Source organism: Rhodococcus sp. AH-ZY2, from assembly GCF_030916465.1.
Lineage (GTDB): Bacteria > Actinomycetota > Actinomycetes > Mycobacteriales > Mycobacteriaceae > Rhodococcus > Rhodococcus ruber.
This window is the reverse complement of sequence record NZ_CP126458.1, coordinates 4,703,801-4,718,340: the sequence shown is the minus strand read 5'-3', so window position 1 is coordinate 4,718,340 and position 14,540 is coordinate 4,703,801. Positions and strand designations below refer to the sequence as shown.

Sequence of the window (14,540 nt, the reverse complement as noted above, 5' to 3'; positions counted from 1 at the left end):
TACTCGAACCCGTGTGACATTCGGTCGTGTGCAGCAGCGGTGCGCGGGCGTGGGGCTAGCCGATCGGCACCCGCGTCGTCTCCGGCAGCGCCGGTTCCTCGGTCGCGCGCGCATAGACGGTCTCGCCGGGCGCGAGACCGAGAGCGCGTGCGTCGCCGCGGGTGACCTGCGCGGTGAAGTCCTCACCGGTCGCGGCGTTGCGCAGCTCGACGCGGACCTCGAACCCGAGGTGCACGACCCGCTCCACCGTCGCGCGGGTGACACCCACGGACCCGGCGGTGCCCGCGTCCTGGGCGCGGGCGAGATCGGGTTCGCGACCGAGACGGATGTCGTGCGGCCGCACCAGCTTTCCGTTGAGCCTGGAGACATTGCCCAGGAACGACATCACGAAGTCGTTCGCGGGCCGGTCGTACAGGTCCCGCGGGGTTCCGACCTGCTCGATGCGGCCCCGGTTCATCACGGCGATCCGGTCGGCGACGTCGAGCGCCTCCTCCTGATCATGGGTGACCAGCACGGTGGTCACGTGCACCTCGTCGTGCAAGCGGCGCAGCCACGTGCGCAGGTCGGCGCGCACCTTGGCGTCGAGCGCGCCGAACGGTTCGTCGAGCAGCAGCACCTTGGGATCGACGGCGAGGGCGCGGGCCAGGGCCATGCGCTGGCGCTGGCCGCCGGACAGCTGTGCCGGATAGCGTTGCTGGAACCCGTCGAGCCCGACGATGCCGAGCAGTTCGTCGACGCGGCGGCTGATTTCGGTCTTGGGCCGCTTGCGGATCTTCAGTCCGAACGCGACGTTCTCGCGGACGGTCATGTGCTTGAACGCCGCGTAGTGCTGGAAGACGAAACCGATGTCCCGCTTCTGCGGGGTCACGCCGGTCACGTCGTCGCCGCCGATGCGCACGATGCCGTCGTCGAGGGTTTCCAGTCCGGCGATGGACCGCAGCAGCGTCGACTTACCGGAGCCCGAGGGTCCGAGCAGCGCGGTGAGCGACCCGGACGGGATCTCGATGTCGACGTCGTCGAGGGCCGCGAAGTCGCCGTAGTTCTTTCGTGCGCCCGTGACGGTGATCATCTGGTACTCCTCTTGCGGTCGAGCAGGGTCATCAGCAGCAGCACGATCACGGCGATGGCCATGAGCAGGGTCGCGGCGCAGTAGGCGCCGAAGGTGTTGTGGTCGTCGATGTAGCGGGAGTGCACCAGCAACGTCAGGGTCTGGGACACGCCGGGGAAGCCGGACGAGACCATGATGACAGCCCCGAACTCGCCGAGCGCGCGGGCGACGGTGAGGACCACGCCGTACGTCAGGCCCCACCGGATCGAGGGGAGGGTGATGCGCCGGAACGTCTGCCAGCCGTTCGCGCCGAGTGTCGCGGCGGCCTGCTCCTGTTCCTGGCCGATCTCGTGAAGCACCGGTTCGACCTCGCGCACGACGAACGGCAAGGTGACGAAGATCGTGGCGATCACCATGCCCGGTAGCCCGAATATCACCTTGAATCCGAGGGATTCGACACCTCCGAACCACCCGCCGGCACCCCACAGCATGATCAGGGCGACACCGACAACGATCGGTGAGACGGCGAACGGCAGGTCCACCACGGCTTGCAGCAGCCCGCGGCCGCGGAACCGGCCGCGCACGAGCGCAAGTGCGACGACGACACCGAACACGACGTTGACGGGCACCACGATGGCGACGATCAGCAGCGACAGGTTCAACGCCGAGATCGCCGCGGGCGTGCTGATCGACTGGAGGAACGCACCCACGCCGTTCTCGAATGTGCGGTAGAGGATCACCCCGATCGGAACGAGCAACAGGACCAACAGGTAGCCGAGTGCGATCGTCCGCAGCGAGATTCGCGTCCACGGGGAGACCTTCATCGGTCCTCCTCCTCCCGGCGCAGGCTGCGTCCCGCTGCCAGGCGCAGCACGAACAGCACGACGAAGGCGATGAGCAGCAGTGCCACGGACACCGCGGCAGCGTTCATCGGGCGGTCGATCTCGATCTGCTGCTGGATGTACTGCGACGCCACCTGGGTCTCGTACGGGATGTTGCCGCCGATGAGCACGATCGATCCGTATTCGCCGAGGGCACGGGCGAACGCGAGCCCGGCACCGCTGACGACAGCCGGGGTCAGCGCGGGCAGTACCACGGACCGGAAGACGGTCAGGTTGTTCGCGCCGAGGGACGCCGCGGCCTCTTCCACCTCCCGGTCCGCCTCGAGGAGCACCGGCTGCACCGAACGCACCACGAACGGCAGCGTCACGAATGCCAGCGCGACGACGAGCCCCGGCTGGGAGGCGTTGAGATGGATACCGATCGGGCTCTCCGGCCCGTACAGCGCCAGCAGCACGATGCTCGCCACGATGGTGGGCAGCGCGAAGGGCAGGTCGATCAGGGCATTGACGAACTTCTTGCCCGGGAACTCGTCGCGCACCAGTACCCACGCGATGAGGGTGCCCATGACCACGTTGACGACCGCGACGATCGCGGAGACGACCACGGTGATCCGCAGCGTCGCCAGCGCGGCCGGGGCGGTGACGGCGTTCCAGAAGCCACTCGGACCGTCGGCGAACGCCTCCGCGGTCAGCGCCGCGAGCGGCAACAGAACGATGACGGACAGCCACAGCACGGACACTCCGATGCCGAGCGGTCCGACCGTGCCGGTCGCTGCGCGCAGCGGAGTGCGGCGGCGCGCCGCCGGGGCGGGAGCCGGCCTCGGTCCCACCCCGGTGGCGCTGTCGGTGATACTCACTGTCCGGGCTCTACTTCGTGGCGTTGTCGTAGATCACGGCGATCGAGCCGGTCTCGGCCTTGAACAACTGCTCGTCGACAGCCTTCCAGCCGCCCAGGTCCGCGATCGTCCACAGCTTCGCCGGCTGCGGGAAGTCGGCCGCGAACTCCTCCGCCACCGCGGGGTCGACGGGCCGGAAGCCCGCCTCCGCCCACAGACGCTGCGCCTGCGGGGTGTAGAGGAAGTCCGCGAACGCCCGTGCCTTCTCGGCGTTCTTCGAATTCGTGAGCACTGCAGCCGGATTCTCGATCTTGAAGGTGGTGGGCGGGGTGACGTGCTCGACCGGGTCGCCGTTGCGCTCGATGAACAGCGCCTCGTTCTCGTAGCTGAGCAGCACGTCGCCGGAGCCCTGCAGGAACGCCTCGGTGGCCTCGCGACCGGACTTGGGCTGGATCTTGACGTGCTCGTTCACGAGTGTGGTGACGTAGTCCAGACCCGCCTGCGGGTTCGCGCCGCCGTCGCTCTTCGCCGCGTAGGGGGCGAGCAGGTTCCACTTGGCCGAGCCGGAACTGAACGGGTTGGGCGTGACGACCTCGAGGCCGGGCTGCAGCAGGTCGTCCCAGTCGGTGATGTTCTTGGGGTTGCCCTCGCGCACCACGATCGTCACCACCGATCCGAAGGGAATTCCGTTGTACGGACCGGAGTTCCAATCGGCCTCGACGAGCCCGGCGTCGACGAGACGCGTGATGTCCGGCTCGACGGAGAAGTTGACGAAGTCCGCCTCGGCGCCGTCCTTGACCTTCCGGGACTGATCGCCGGAGGCGCCGTAGGACTGCTGGAACTCGACGTCCGCACCCTCCTCGGTGGCCTGGAAGGCGGGGATCAGCTTGTCGAATCCAGGCTTCGGCACGGCGTACGCGTACAGGTTGATCGTGCCGCCGGAGCCGTCGCCGCTGCTCTCACCTCCGCCCACGGTGTCGCTGGATCCGCCGGAGCACGCGGTCAGCACGGTCGCGCCGAGGGCGACGAGGGCGGTGACGAACAGACCCGAACGTCTCTTCATGAGGTGATGCCTTTCCTGCAGGAGTGTCTCTGTGCGAGACCGGGGGAGGACCCGGGCACACCGGTTCGAGGAGACGCTCCGCAGGACGGACGAAGGTGGTGGAGACGTGGACCCGAACGAGTCGGGCCGACGAATGTCACGCCGGACGGGGCGACGCGACTCCTCGGCAACCGGGGGCGGCAACGATGCCGCAAGGGTTGGTGACGGGAGTCAGCGACGACAGTCGACGTCGGCGACCGCGCGCACGCCGACAGCGATCAGCGCCAGTTCATGGCGGACGCGAGGCACGGCGGTAGCGGACACGCGGCAGACTCTAGCAGAAGCGCTCGGCCTGTTCGACGGTGTCGTCCGGAAGCGCGCGCAGTCCGATGACGCCCGCGCCGCCCATCGCGTCCACGGCCTCGCCGAGGAGGAGGCAGCCGGCGAACACGACACCGCCGACGGTAAGCACCGCGGCGTACATCTTGTCGATCACGATCTGCCTCCCGGCGGGTTCGGTGGTGTCGCGAGTGGTCGTGCTCCAGCGTGACGTGGGGTCGGCGTCCCGAACTGTCCGGATTCTGGACAGTGCCGGTGTCAGGGCGTCGTTCGCGCGCCCGGCGAGCCCTCGCCGCCCTCGGCCGCGGCGACCCCGAGCATCAGCCGCGTGATCTCCTCGCGGTCCGCCGCACCGGGCAGACCCCAGCCGGGCTGGTAGCCGTACATCTCCGCGAGGGTGATCGCGCGCCGGTTGCCGTCGGCCACCTCGACGTCGGTCGGGGTGATCAGACCGGGATGCGCGACGCCACAGGCCTCGGCCAGCTTGAACATGTCCCGGCGCAGCGCCCGGAGGTAGTTGGCGGCGCGCACCGCCTTCAGCTCGACGTCGAGGCCCCGCTCGAGCCACGGGTTCTGGGTGGCGACGCCGGTCGGGCACCGATCGGTGTGGCACTTCTGGGCCTGGATGCAGCCGATCGCGAGCATCGGCTCCCGCGCGACGTTGATCATGTCGCAGCCCAGGGCCATCGCCACCACCGCGTTGTCGGGCAGTCCGAGCTTGCCGGCGCCGATGAACGTCACGTCGTCGCTGAGACCGGCCTCCGCGAACAGCTTGTAGACCCGGGCGAAGCCACTGCGGAAGGGCAGCGAGACCGCGTCGGTGAACACGAGCGGCGCCGCACCCGTGCCGCCCTCGCCGCCGTCGATCGTCACGAAGTCGACGCCACGGTCGGAGTTGCACATCGCGTCGACGAGGTGCTGCCAGAAGGCCATGTCGCCGACCGCCGACTTGATGCCGACCGGCAGCCCGGTCTCGTGGGCGAGCAGTTCGATCCAGTCGAGCATGCTGTCGACGTCGTGGAACGTGGTGTGCCGCGACGGGCTGACACAGTCGCGGCCCTCCGGGATGCCGCGGATCTCGGCGATCTCGGGCGTCACCTTGGCCCCGGGCAGCAGGCCGCCGAGGCCGGGCTTGGCGCCCTGGCTCAGTTTGATCTCGATCGCCCGCACCGGCGCCGACTCGACGACGGCCTTCAGCCGGGCCAGGTCGAACCGGCCCTCCTCGTCGCGGCAACCGAAGTACGCGGTGCCGATCTGGAAGATCAGGTCTGCCCCGTTGCGGTGGTAGCGCGACAGCCCGCCCTCGCCGGTGTTGTGCAGGCAACCGCTGTCGGCGGCGCCGCAGTTGAGCGCCGAGACGGCGGCCCCGCTCAACGACCCGAAGCTCATCGCCGAGACGTTGACGATCGACTGCGGCCGGAACGCCTTCGCCCGCCCACGCGGTCCGCCGAGGACCTTCGCCGACGGGATCGGCAGCTTCTCCCCGGCGTGCGGCGCCGCCGACGGCGGGGTCTCGGAGAACGTGCGGTGCTTGATGATCGTGTAGCCGTCGGTGTATTCGACGTCGTTGTCGGTGCCGAAACCGAAGGTGTTGTTCACGAGCTTCGAGGAGGTGTACACCCAGCGGCGCTGATCGCGCGTGAAGGGACGCTCCTCGTCGTTTCCGGTGGTGATGTACTGCCGCAACTCGGGACCGACGGCTTCGAGCAGGTAGCGGCCGTGCCCGACGACGGGAAAGTTGCGCAGGATGGCGTGCCGCCGCTGCAGCAGGTCGTACGACGCGACCGCGGCCATCGCCGCGGCGGGGAGTCCGAGGGCTTTCGACCACTTCATGAGGCCACCGTACGACGCGGCCGCGAGGCCCGCCGACCTTCGTGAATCCGGTTTCGCGGGCGCGGCGCGCGGGTAGGCAGAGCATCGACACGCGTGCGCGGGGAGCCGGGCGCGCGGACACGGTGTGGACGACCGCGGACACGGTGTGGACGACGAGGGGCCGGCGATGCGCAGACACGATCGGGACTACGACGAGCGCGACCTCGAGGTCGACGACGCCGAGGATCATGCCGCGGGCCCGACCGCGGTGGCGGTGTCGATGAAGCGGTCCCTCGAACGGATGGGACCGATCCGGACGGCGCAGACACTGCTGCGGTTGAACCAGGCCGAGGGCTTCGACTGCATGAGCTGTGCGTGGCCCGATCCGGACCCGGGACATCGGTCGGTCGCCGAGTTCTGCGAGAACGGTGCGAAGGCGGTGGCGGAGGAGGCGACCCGGCGCCGCGCCACCCCCGGGTTCTTCGCCGCCCACAGCCTCGCCGAGCTGGATGCGCACAGCGAGCATTGGCTCGGCCGGCAGGGCCGCATCACGCATCCGATGATCAAGCGGCCCGGCGGCACCCACTACGAACCGATCGACTGGGACGAGGCGTTCGCCCTGATCGGCGCGGAGCTGAACGCGCTCGACAGCCCCGACGAGGCGATCTTCTACACCTCGGGGCGGGCTTCGAACGAGGTGGCGTTCGCCTACCAGCTCTTCGCCCGGGCGTTCGGCACGAACAACCTGCCCGACTGTTCCAACATGTGCCACGAGTCCACCAGCATCGCGTTGCAGGAGTCGATCGGCATCGGCAAGGCGAGCGTCACGCTCGACGACGTCTACCACGCGGAGCTCATCGTCCTGCAGGGCCAGAATCCGGGGACGAACCATCCACGCATGCTCACCGCGCTCGAGAAGGCCAAACGCAACGGCGCCACTATCCTGTCGATCAATCCGCTGCGGGAGGCGGGCCTGGTCAACTTCCGCAATCCGCAGACCCCGCGCGGGGTCGTCGGCCGGGGCACCGACCTGTCGGACCTGCACCTGCCGATCGCGCTGAACGGGGATCTGGCGCTGCTGCAGGCGTTCGGGTCGCTGCTCGTGGAGTGGGACGCGCTCGACCACGAGTTCATCGAGCGGCACACCCGCGGTTTCGAGCAGTGGCGCCGCCACGTCGCCGACGTCGACTGGGACGTCGTCACCACCGCCACGGGGCTGTCGCGGGAGCAGATCACCGAGGCCGCGAGGCTGCTGCGTGACTCGCGGGCGACGGTGTTCTGCTGGGCGATGGGCCTGACCCAGCACCGCAACGCGGTCGCCACCATCAAGGAGGTCACCAATCTGGCTCTGGCACAGGGCAATATCGGTAAGCGCGGCGCGGGTCTGTTCCCCGTGCGCGGGCATTCCAACGTGCAGGGCGACCGCACCATGGGAATCTGGGAGCGGCCCCCGGCCCACTTTCTCGATGCGTTGCAACGGGAGTTCGGCTTCGATCCGCCGCGCGAGAACGGCTTCGACACCGTCGACTCGATCCGGGCGCTGCGCGACGGCCGGGCCCGCTTCTTCATGGGTCTCGGGGGCAACTTCGTGCAGGCCGCGCCCGACACCCACGTCACCGCGGCCGCGATGCGGCGGGCCCGGATGACCGTGCAGGTCTCCACCAAGATCAACCGCTCGCATCTCGTGTGCGGCGAGACGGCGCTGATCCTGCCGACCAAGGGGCGCACCGAGCAGGACGTGCAGGCGTCGGGCCCGCAGTTCGTGACGGTCGAGGACTCGACGTGCTCGGTGCACGCGTCGCGCGGGCCGCTCGAGCCCGCGAGCCCGCACCTGAAGTCCGAGGTCGAGATCGTCTCGCGGATCGCCGAGGCCACGCTCGGGGACCGGTACGGCCTCGACTGGAAGGCGATGCGCGACGACTACGGCGTCGTCCGCGGCCTGATCTCCCGCGTCGTCCCGGGTTGTGAGAGCTACGACGTCAACGTCCGTCGCCCGGGCGGGTTCGTCCTGCCGCACCCGCCCCGCGATTCGCGTACCTTCCACACCGATTCCGGGCGGGCCGAATTCGCGGTCTCCCCGATCGACGTGCTGCACGTGCCCGAGGGGCACGTGATCCTGCAGACCCTGCGGAGCCACGACCAGTTCAACACCACCATCTACGGGCTGAGCGACCGGTACCGCGGCGTCGAGGGCGGGCGGCGGGTGATCTTCCTGCACCGCGACGACATCGCCGCCCTCGGCTTCGACGACGGTGATCTGGTCGACCTGTTCACGCGGTGGGACGGCGACGAGCGGGTCCGGTGCGCGCGGTCGTTCCGGATCGTCGAGTACGACACTCCGCGCGGATCGGCTGCCGCCTACTATCCCGAGACCAACGGATTGGTGCCGCTGGATTCGACTGCCCGCCAGAGCAATTGCCCTACCTCCAAGTCCGTCGTGGTGTCCCTGGCCCGCGTGGGCGAACGCAGCGACGAGTGCCCGGAGGACTCGCACCAGGGCACCCTCGGTTCGGACTGGTCGCACAAGACCTGCCCGGACCCCGAGTACCTGTCCTGAGACCCGTTCAGCCCCCGGTGTGCCGGGCGGCGGCGTGGGAGTGACCGGCGCGGAACGCCGCCGGTGACGCCCCGTAGCGCCGGGTGAACGCCTGCCGCAGCGTCTCGGTGGTGCCGAACCCGCAGCGCGCCGCGATCGCCGTGACCGGCAGCGACGTGGTGGTGAGCAGGACGGCGGCGGCCTCGAGCCGGACCCGGCGGACGTAGCGGGCGGGGGTGTCGTGCAGGTGGTGCAGGAACATCCGGGTGAGGTGCCGTTCGCTCATCCCGGCCCGCGCGGCGAGCGCGGTAGCCGACAGATCGCCGCCGAGGTGGGTGGTGATGTGGTCGACGAGGCGCCGCATCCCGCGGTCCTCCGGCTCGGGCACCGTGGTGAACAGGCTCATCTGCGCCTGGTTGCCCGGTCGCTGCAGGTAGGTGACCAGGGCGCGGGAGACGTGGCGGGCGAGGTCGGGGCCGTGGTCCTCCTCGACGAACGCGAGGGTGAGGTCCAGGGCGCTGGTCACCCCGGCGGCGGTCGCGACGTGGCCGTCGCGCACGAAGATCGGCAGCGGATCCACCTGCACCTGCGGGTACCGCGCGGCGAGCCGAGCGGCGAACGCCCAGTGGGTGGTGGCGCGCCGGCCGTCGAGCAGACCGGCGGCCGCGAGGACGGAGGCGCCCGTGCACACGGACGCCACCCGGCGGCTGTCCCGCGCGAGGCGGCGCACGTGGCCGACGAACCGGGCGTCGTCGGCCACGTCGACGTGCCCGAAGCCGCCGGAGACGACGAGGGTGTCGAGTGCTCCGACGAGCCGTTCGAGCCGTCGCTGTCCGGCCAGCACCAGCCCGGTGTCGCAGGTGATCGCGGCCCCGCCGGGGGTGGCCAGCTCCACCCGGTACGCCGGGGCGGCGCCGAATCGGTTCGCCGCCGCGAACGTCGTCGTCACGCAGGCGATGTCGAGCAGCTCCGCCCGGTCGTAGCCGACGACCACCACGCGTCGTTCGTCCACACCGTCGACGGTAGCCGCGGCCGGGGCCGGACGCGGCGTGTCCGACGGACAGGGATCCCACATTTCCGGACACGTCCGACCTCGGGATCTCCTCCGGCCGGATCCGGGGGCCGATCGTGGAGGCATCCGCCCACCACTGCCCCCGGGAGACCTCATGGACACCACGACGGCCGTGAGCACGGCCCGCCCCGCATCGCGCCGCCCGGCCGGTCCGGCCTTCCTGGCGCAGCGCTGGCCGACGGTCGCGGCTCTGGCGTTCGCCCTGATCGGCACGCCCGCCGAGGCGAGCGTCGAGATCCTCACCGAGATGATGATGCTGCTGCCGTTCCTGTATCTCGTCACGTCCGTGCTGGGTCGGCCGCGGGCGGTATGGGTGGTGTTCCCGGCCTCCTACACGGCGTGGTTCGTGCTGCGGGCGCTGGACGTCGTGCCGTCGACGGTGCTGATCGGCGCCGCGGCGGCGGTCGTGATCGTCGTGGGCGCGGTGCGCGGCCGGCTGCGCGACCGCCGTTTCCTCGTCCAGGTGGCCGGCATGGTCGCCTTCGGGGTGCTCGGCCTGGTCGCGCTCGCCGTCGATCCGGACGTCGCCCGCTACCTCGTCGCGGCCGGATGGTTCCTGCACGGCGTGTGGGATCTCGTCCACCATCGGCTCCGGGTCACCGTGGACCGTTCCTTCGCCGAGTTCTGCGCCGTCCTCGACATCGCGGTCGCCGTCGCGCTCGTCGTCGTGTGAGACATCGGCATCGCGCTCACCGGGCGCGCAGCCGCAACCGGGTGTAGGTGAACGTGGCGTAGACGATACCGAGGAGGAGCAGCATCCCGGCCGAGAGCAGCCACCACGACGGGGCGTGCTGCCACAGCACGTCGGCCTCGGCGGTCGGATCCTTGGCACGCAGGTCGACGGTCGAGGCGGTCGCGGCGTAGCCCCACCGCGACGGCGACAGCCACGACAGCTGGGCGAGCACGGCGCGCCCGGTGATGGGGATCAGGCCACCGCTGAGCACGAGCTGCACCATGACCGTCACGACGAGCAGCGGCATCACCTGTTCACCGGACCGGGCGACGGCCGACAGGGCCAGGCCGACCACCACGCAGGCACACGTGGTCAGGGCGATGTCGACGACGAGTTCGACGCTGCCGGAAGGAATCACGCTGCCGGCACCGGGGGCGCCCTTGCCGACCAGGACGACGAGGACCAGCACGAACGACTGCACGATCGCGGCGGCGCAGAACACCACGATCTTCGCGATCAGGTACGCCGACGGTGCGAGCCCGGCGGCGCGTTCGCGGTGGTAGATCATCCGTTCGCCGACGAGATCCCGGACGGTGAGCGACGAGCCCATGAAGCAGGCCCCGAGGATCAGCAGGATGAGGATGAACGCCAGCTCGCCCGGATCCGCCCCCGGGCTCGGCGGGCCGAATCCGTCGCTGCCGGGCACCAGGATCGACAGCCCGCCGAGGATGAACGGCAGCAGCGACAGGAAGATCAGGTAGCCGCGGTCCGCGCGGATCAACCGGATCTGCCGCCGCGCGACGGTGCTCAGCTGTCTGCGACGGGAGGTGTGGGCGGGTCGGCCCAGCGGGCCGGGGGCCGCGGCGGGTGGATGGTCGACGGTCGCACTGCGGGCGAGGTGCTCGGCGTGCACCGCGTCGGGTTCGGCGGCGACGCGCGCGAAGATCTCCGCCCAGTCGGAGCTGCCGAGCGCGGTGCCCACCTCGCCGGGCGGCCCCACATAGGCGGTCTTGCCGCCGGGAGCGAGCAGCAGCACCTGATCACACAGTTCGAGGTAGGACAGGGAGTGGGTGATGACGAGGACGACCCGGCCGGAGTCGGCGAGGCGGCGCAGCGTGGTCATGATCTGCCGGTCGAGTGCCGGATCGAGGCCGGAGGTGGGTTCGTCGAGGATCAGCAGCGACGGCCCGGTGAGCAGTTCGAGGGCGACCGACGCGCGCTTGCGCTGCCCCCCGGAGAGGCGGTCGACCCGGGTGCCGGCGTGTTCGGTGAGCTGCAGTTCGCCGAGCACCCGGGCGATCACCTCCTCGCGGTCGGCGCGGGTGGTGTCCGGCGGCAGCCGCAGTTCGGCGGCGTAACCGAGGGCCTCGCGGACGGTGAGCTGCCGGTGGAGCACGTCGTCCTGGGGGACGAGGCCGATCCGGGAGCGCAGCGCCTGATATTCGGCGTGCACGCTGTGGCCGTCGAACTCCACGACCCCGTCGGTGGGACTGCCGGTGCCCGAGACGATCTTGGCCACGGTGGACTTGCCGGCACCGGAGGGGCCGATGACGGCGGTGAGCGTGCCGGGCGGCGCGGCCAGGGTGACGTCGTGCAGCAGTCGCCGGCTCCCGTCGATGGTCAGTCCGACGGCGCGCACGCGCAGCCCGTCGGTCGTGGCCGCCGCCGTCTTCTCCCGCGGGACGAGGGTGCCGTCGCGGACGACGAGGTCGGTGTTGCCGATCGTCACGACGTCGCCCTCGGCGAGGACGGCGTGATCGATGCGGGTGCCCGCGACGAACGTGCCGTTGACGCTGCCGAGGTCCTCGATCTCGAGGCCGGTCGGCCCGGTGCGCAGGGCCGCGTGCTGGCGGGAGGCCAGGACGTCGTCGACGACGACGGTGTTGTCGGCGGCGCGGCCGATCGACACGTCGCCGGTGCGGGGCGCGCGGCGGGTCCGGCGCCGCGCCCCGCGGGTCTCGCCGGCCCGGACCGCGGTCAGCTGGTCGAGCAGACCCCCGCGGCGTTCGCGGGTCGCCTCGGGTTCGGCGACGGAGATCCGGAGGTCCGGTCCCTCGGCGCGGTCGCCGAGGCGGGCGACGACCGTGCCGGTCACCCGGATCCGCTCCACCCGGCGGCCGTCGACGAAGAGCCCGTTCTTGCTGCCGGAGTCGACGAGATACCAGCCGTCCTCCCACTGCAGGAGCGCGTGTTCGCGGGAGACCACCGGGTGTTCGAGGGTGACATCCATCGATCGGTCGCGGCCGATGTGCACCGTCGTTCCGGGGTCGTAGCCGGCGCGGCCGCTGTCCCATTCGAGCAGAACCTGCGCGTGCCGGGTGTCCACGTCGTCCATCGTCTCGGCCTTCCGTCAGCCGTGTCCGCTCGTACCGACGTGCGGTTCTCGACCGCCCACCGACGATTTCCGACCGCTCGTCGCGTCGCGCGCCGGGGGTCGTTCGATCTCCGATTCTCCCACTCCGGGAATGCCCAGGCCAGGGCCCGCATGCGGACGCCACGGGTGTGTCCTGTCCGATTTGACACGCGGTTGTGTGGCCCACGACACTACTGACAGACCGCTTACCGACCGAGCGATCGGTCGTGGCGGTGGAAGGCCCCGCAGTCGAGTGGAAGGAACTGCGTCGTGACGTCCCAGATGCGCCCCTGGACCGCGCTCTACCCGAACGGACTCGACCCCGAGCCGGTGGTGCCGTTCGTCTCCCTGGTGGACGCGTGGCGCGCCCGCGTGGATGCCGACCCCGACGGCAAGGCCATCGCCTACTTCGACGGTGTGCTGACCGCCCGCGAGACCGACGAGCTCTCCGACGCTCTCGCCGTCGCCTTCGCCGCTCGCGGGGTGCGGCGCGGCGACCGTGTGGGCATCTACCTGCAGAACATCCCCCAGTATGCGCTGACCCTGCTCGCGCTGTGGAAACTCGGCGCCGCGGCGCTCGTGCTCAACCCCATGTACCGGCGAGCCGAACTGCGCCGCCTCGTCGACGACGCCGAGATCGTCGGCATGGTGTGCGCCGACACCGCCGTCGCGGAGACCGCGGACACCGTGCGCGACAGCTCGGTGCGCTGGATCGTCAGCACCAGCGACCTGGATTTCCAGAGCCGCGACGACGCACGGGTCTTCCCGACGACGGACCGTGCCGTGGCCGCGCCCGACGGCGACCTCGTCGAGCTGATCGAACAACACCGGGGCCGGCGGCCGTCGCCCGTCGAGATCACCGGCGACGACGTCGCCCTGCTCGCCTACACCTCGGGCACCACCGGACCGCCGAAGGGCGCGATGAACACCCACGCCAACGTGCTGGCCGTGGCCACCACCTTCGGCTCCTTCGTCGGCCTGACCGCCGGCGACGCGGTGTTCGCCGTCGCCCCCCTGTTCCACATCACCGGCGCCGTCATCAACGCCACGCTGGCGCTGGTGCACCGAACCACCCTGGTCTTCGCCAACCGCTTCAATGCCGAGGTCGCGCTCGAGGCCCTCGTCGAGCACGGGGTCACGTTCACGATCGGCTCGATCACGGTGTTCAACGCCCTGTACGAAACCCCCGGCGCCGACGCCCGCCACTTCGCGTCGGTCAAGACCCTCTACTCCGGCGGCGCACCGATCCCGCCCGCAACCGTGGAGAAGTTCGAAGCGAAGTTCGGCAAGTACATCCACAACGCGTACGGCATGACCGAGACCTCCTCCGGCGTCATCGCGGTGCCCCCCGGACGGCGGGCACCCGTGGACCCCGCCAGCGGCACCCTCGCGATCGACGTCCCGCTGCCCCTGATCGATGCGCGCGTCGTCGACGCGGACGGTGCCGTCGTCGAACCCGGCACGCAGGGGGAGCTGGAACTGGCCGGCCCGCAGGTGATCTCGGGGTACTGGCGCAAGCCCGAGGCATCCGCCTCCACCCTGCCCGGCGGACGGCTGCGCACCGGCGACGGCGCGATCATCGACCGGCACGGCTGGGTCTACCTGGTGGACCGCCTCAAGGATCAGATCAACGTCTCCGGATACAAGGTGTGGCCCCGCGAGGTCGAGGACGCCCTCTACGAGCACCCCGCCGTCCACGAGGCCGCCGTCGTCGGTCAGCCCGACGACTACCAGGGCGAATCCGTGGTGGCGTACGTGTCGCTCGAACGCGACGCCCACGCCACCGAGCGCGAGCTCGTGGACTTCGTCCGCGACCGCCTCGCCGCCTACAAGCGGCCCCGCCGGGTCCACATCGTCGAGAACCTCCCCAAGACCCAGACCGGCAAGATCCGGCGCAGCGACCTGCGCGACCGCACCGCCCCCACCGCGACCACCTGACGATCCGCCCCCCTCCCACCCGACCGAATGACCGACCGACCGACCGAAT

12 protein-coding genes are annotated in these 14,540 nt (G+C 70.5%); 3 read left to right on the top strand and 9 right to left on the bottom strand.

Going from position 1 to position 14,540, the window contains the following annotated elements:
• Positions 1–55 precede the first annotated feature (55 nt).
• From QNA09_RS22710 to QNA09_RS22685, 7 genes are all read right to left on the bottom strand, one after another.
• Complete coding sequence (locus tag QNA09_RS22710) at positions 56–1,069, bottom strand: sulfate/molybdate ABC transporter ATP-binding protein (RefSeq protein ID WP_119700190.1); 1,014 nt, start codon at positions 1,067–1,069, stop codon at positions 56–58.
• Positions 1,066–1,872, bottom strand: a complete 807-nt coding sequence (gene cysW, locus QNA09_RS22705) for a sulfate ABC transporter permease subunit CysW (protein WP_010594194.1) — start codon at positions 1,870–1,872, stop codon at positions 1,066–1,068. The genes QNA09_RS22710 and cysW overlap by 4 nt, the downstream gene beginning before the upstream one ends.
• Positions 1,869–2,741 carry a sulfate ABC transporter permease subunit CysT gene (gene cysT / locus QNA09_RS22700; RefSeq protein WP_029540016.1) on the bottom strand — a complete coding sequence of 291 codons (873 nt, stop codon included), beginning with the start codon at positions 2,739–2,741 and terminating at the stop codon, positions 1,869–1,871. The genes cysW and cysT overlap by 4 nt, the downstream gene beginning before the upstream one ends.
• A gap of 16 nt (positions 2,742–2,757) precedes the next feature.
• Positions 2,758–3,789: a sulfate ABC transporter substrate-binding protein gene (locus QNA09_RS22695; RefSeq protein ID WP_119700189.1), complete on the bottom strand. Its 1,032-nt coding sequence runs from the start codon at positions 3,787–3,789 to the stop codon at positions 2,758–2,760.
• Between the two features lie 210 nt (positions 3,790–3,999).
• Positions 4,000–4,092: an Ms4533A family Cys-rich leader peptide gene (locus QNA09_RS29200; RefSeq protein ID WP_312026504.1), complete on the bottom strand. Its 93-nt coding sequence runs from the start codon at positions 4,090–4,092 to the stop codon at positions 4,000–4,002.
• Between the two features lie 10 nt (positions 4,093–4,102).
• Complete coding sequence (locus tag QNA09_RS22690) at positions 4,103–4,264, bottom strand: hypothetical protein (protein ID WP_155621881.1); 162 nt, start codon at positions 4,262–4,264, stop codon at positions 4,103–4,105.
• A gap of 101 nt (positions 4,265–4,365) precedes the next feature.
• Entirely contained in the window at positions 4,366–5,940 is a 1,575-nt protein-coding gene (locus tag QNA09_RS22685; RefSeq protein WP_010594192.1) for an FMN-binding glutamate synthase family protein, read from the bottom strand.
• A 166-nt stretch (positions 5,941–6,106) separates the two neighbouring features.
• Between QNA09_RS22685 and QNA09_RS22680 the strand changes: the two genes are divergently transcribed.
• Positions 6,107–8,476: an FdhF/YdeP family oxidoreductase gene (locus QNA09_RS22680; RefSeq protein WP_119700349.1), complete on the top strand. Its 2,370-nt coding sequence runs from the start codon at positions 6,107–6,109 to the stop codon at positions 8,474–8,476.
• A 7-nt stretch (positions 8,477–8,483) separates the two neighbouring features.
• Here the strand turns inward: QNA09_RS22680 and QNA09_RS22675 are convergent, their stop codons facing one another.
• A complete protein-coding gene (locus tag QNA09_RS22675; RefSeq protein WP_119700187.1) occupies positions 8,484–9,530 on the bottom strand; it encodes a GlxA family transcriptional regulator in 1,047 nt (348 codons plus the stop codon).
• A gap of 91 nt (positions 9,531–9,621) precedes the next feature.
• Here QNA09_RS22675 and QNA09_RS22670 point away from each other — a divergent pair, with 91 nt between their 5' ends.
• Positions 9,622–10,200, top strand: a complete 579-nt coding sequence (locus QNA09_RS22670) for a hypothetical protein (RefSeq protein WP_048771301.1) — start codon at positions 9,622–9,624, stop codon at positions 10,198–10,200.
• A gap of 16 nt (positions 10,201–10,216) precedes the next feature.
• Here QNA09_RS22670 and QNA09_RS22665 read toward each other — a convergent pair whose 3' ends face one another.
• A complete protein-coding gene (locus tag QNA09_RS22665) occupies positions 10,217–12,535 on the bottom strand; it encodes an FHA domain-containing protein (RefSeq protein ID WP_017680176.1) in 2,319 nt (772 codons plus the stop codon).
• A 288-nt stretch (positions 12,536–12,823) separates the two neighbouring features.
• Between QNA09_RS22665 and QNA09_RS22660 the strand changes: the two genes are divergently transcribed.
• Positions 12,824–14,491, top strand: coding sequence for a class I adenylate-forming enzyme family protein (locus QNA09_RS22660; protein ID WP_119700186.1), 1,668 nt, complete (start codon positions 12,824–12,826; stop codon positions 14,489–14,491).
• Positions 14,492–14,540: the final 49 nt, after the last annotated feature.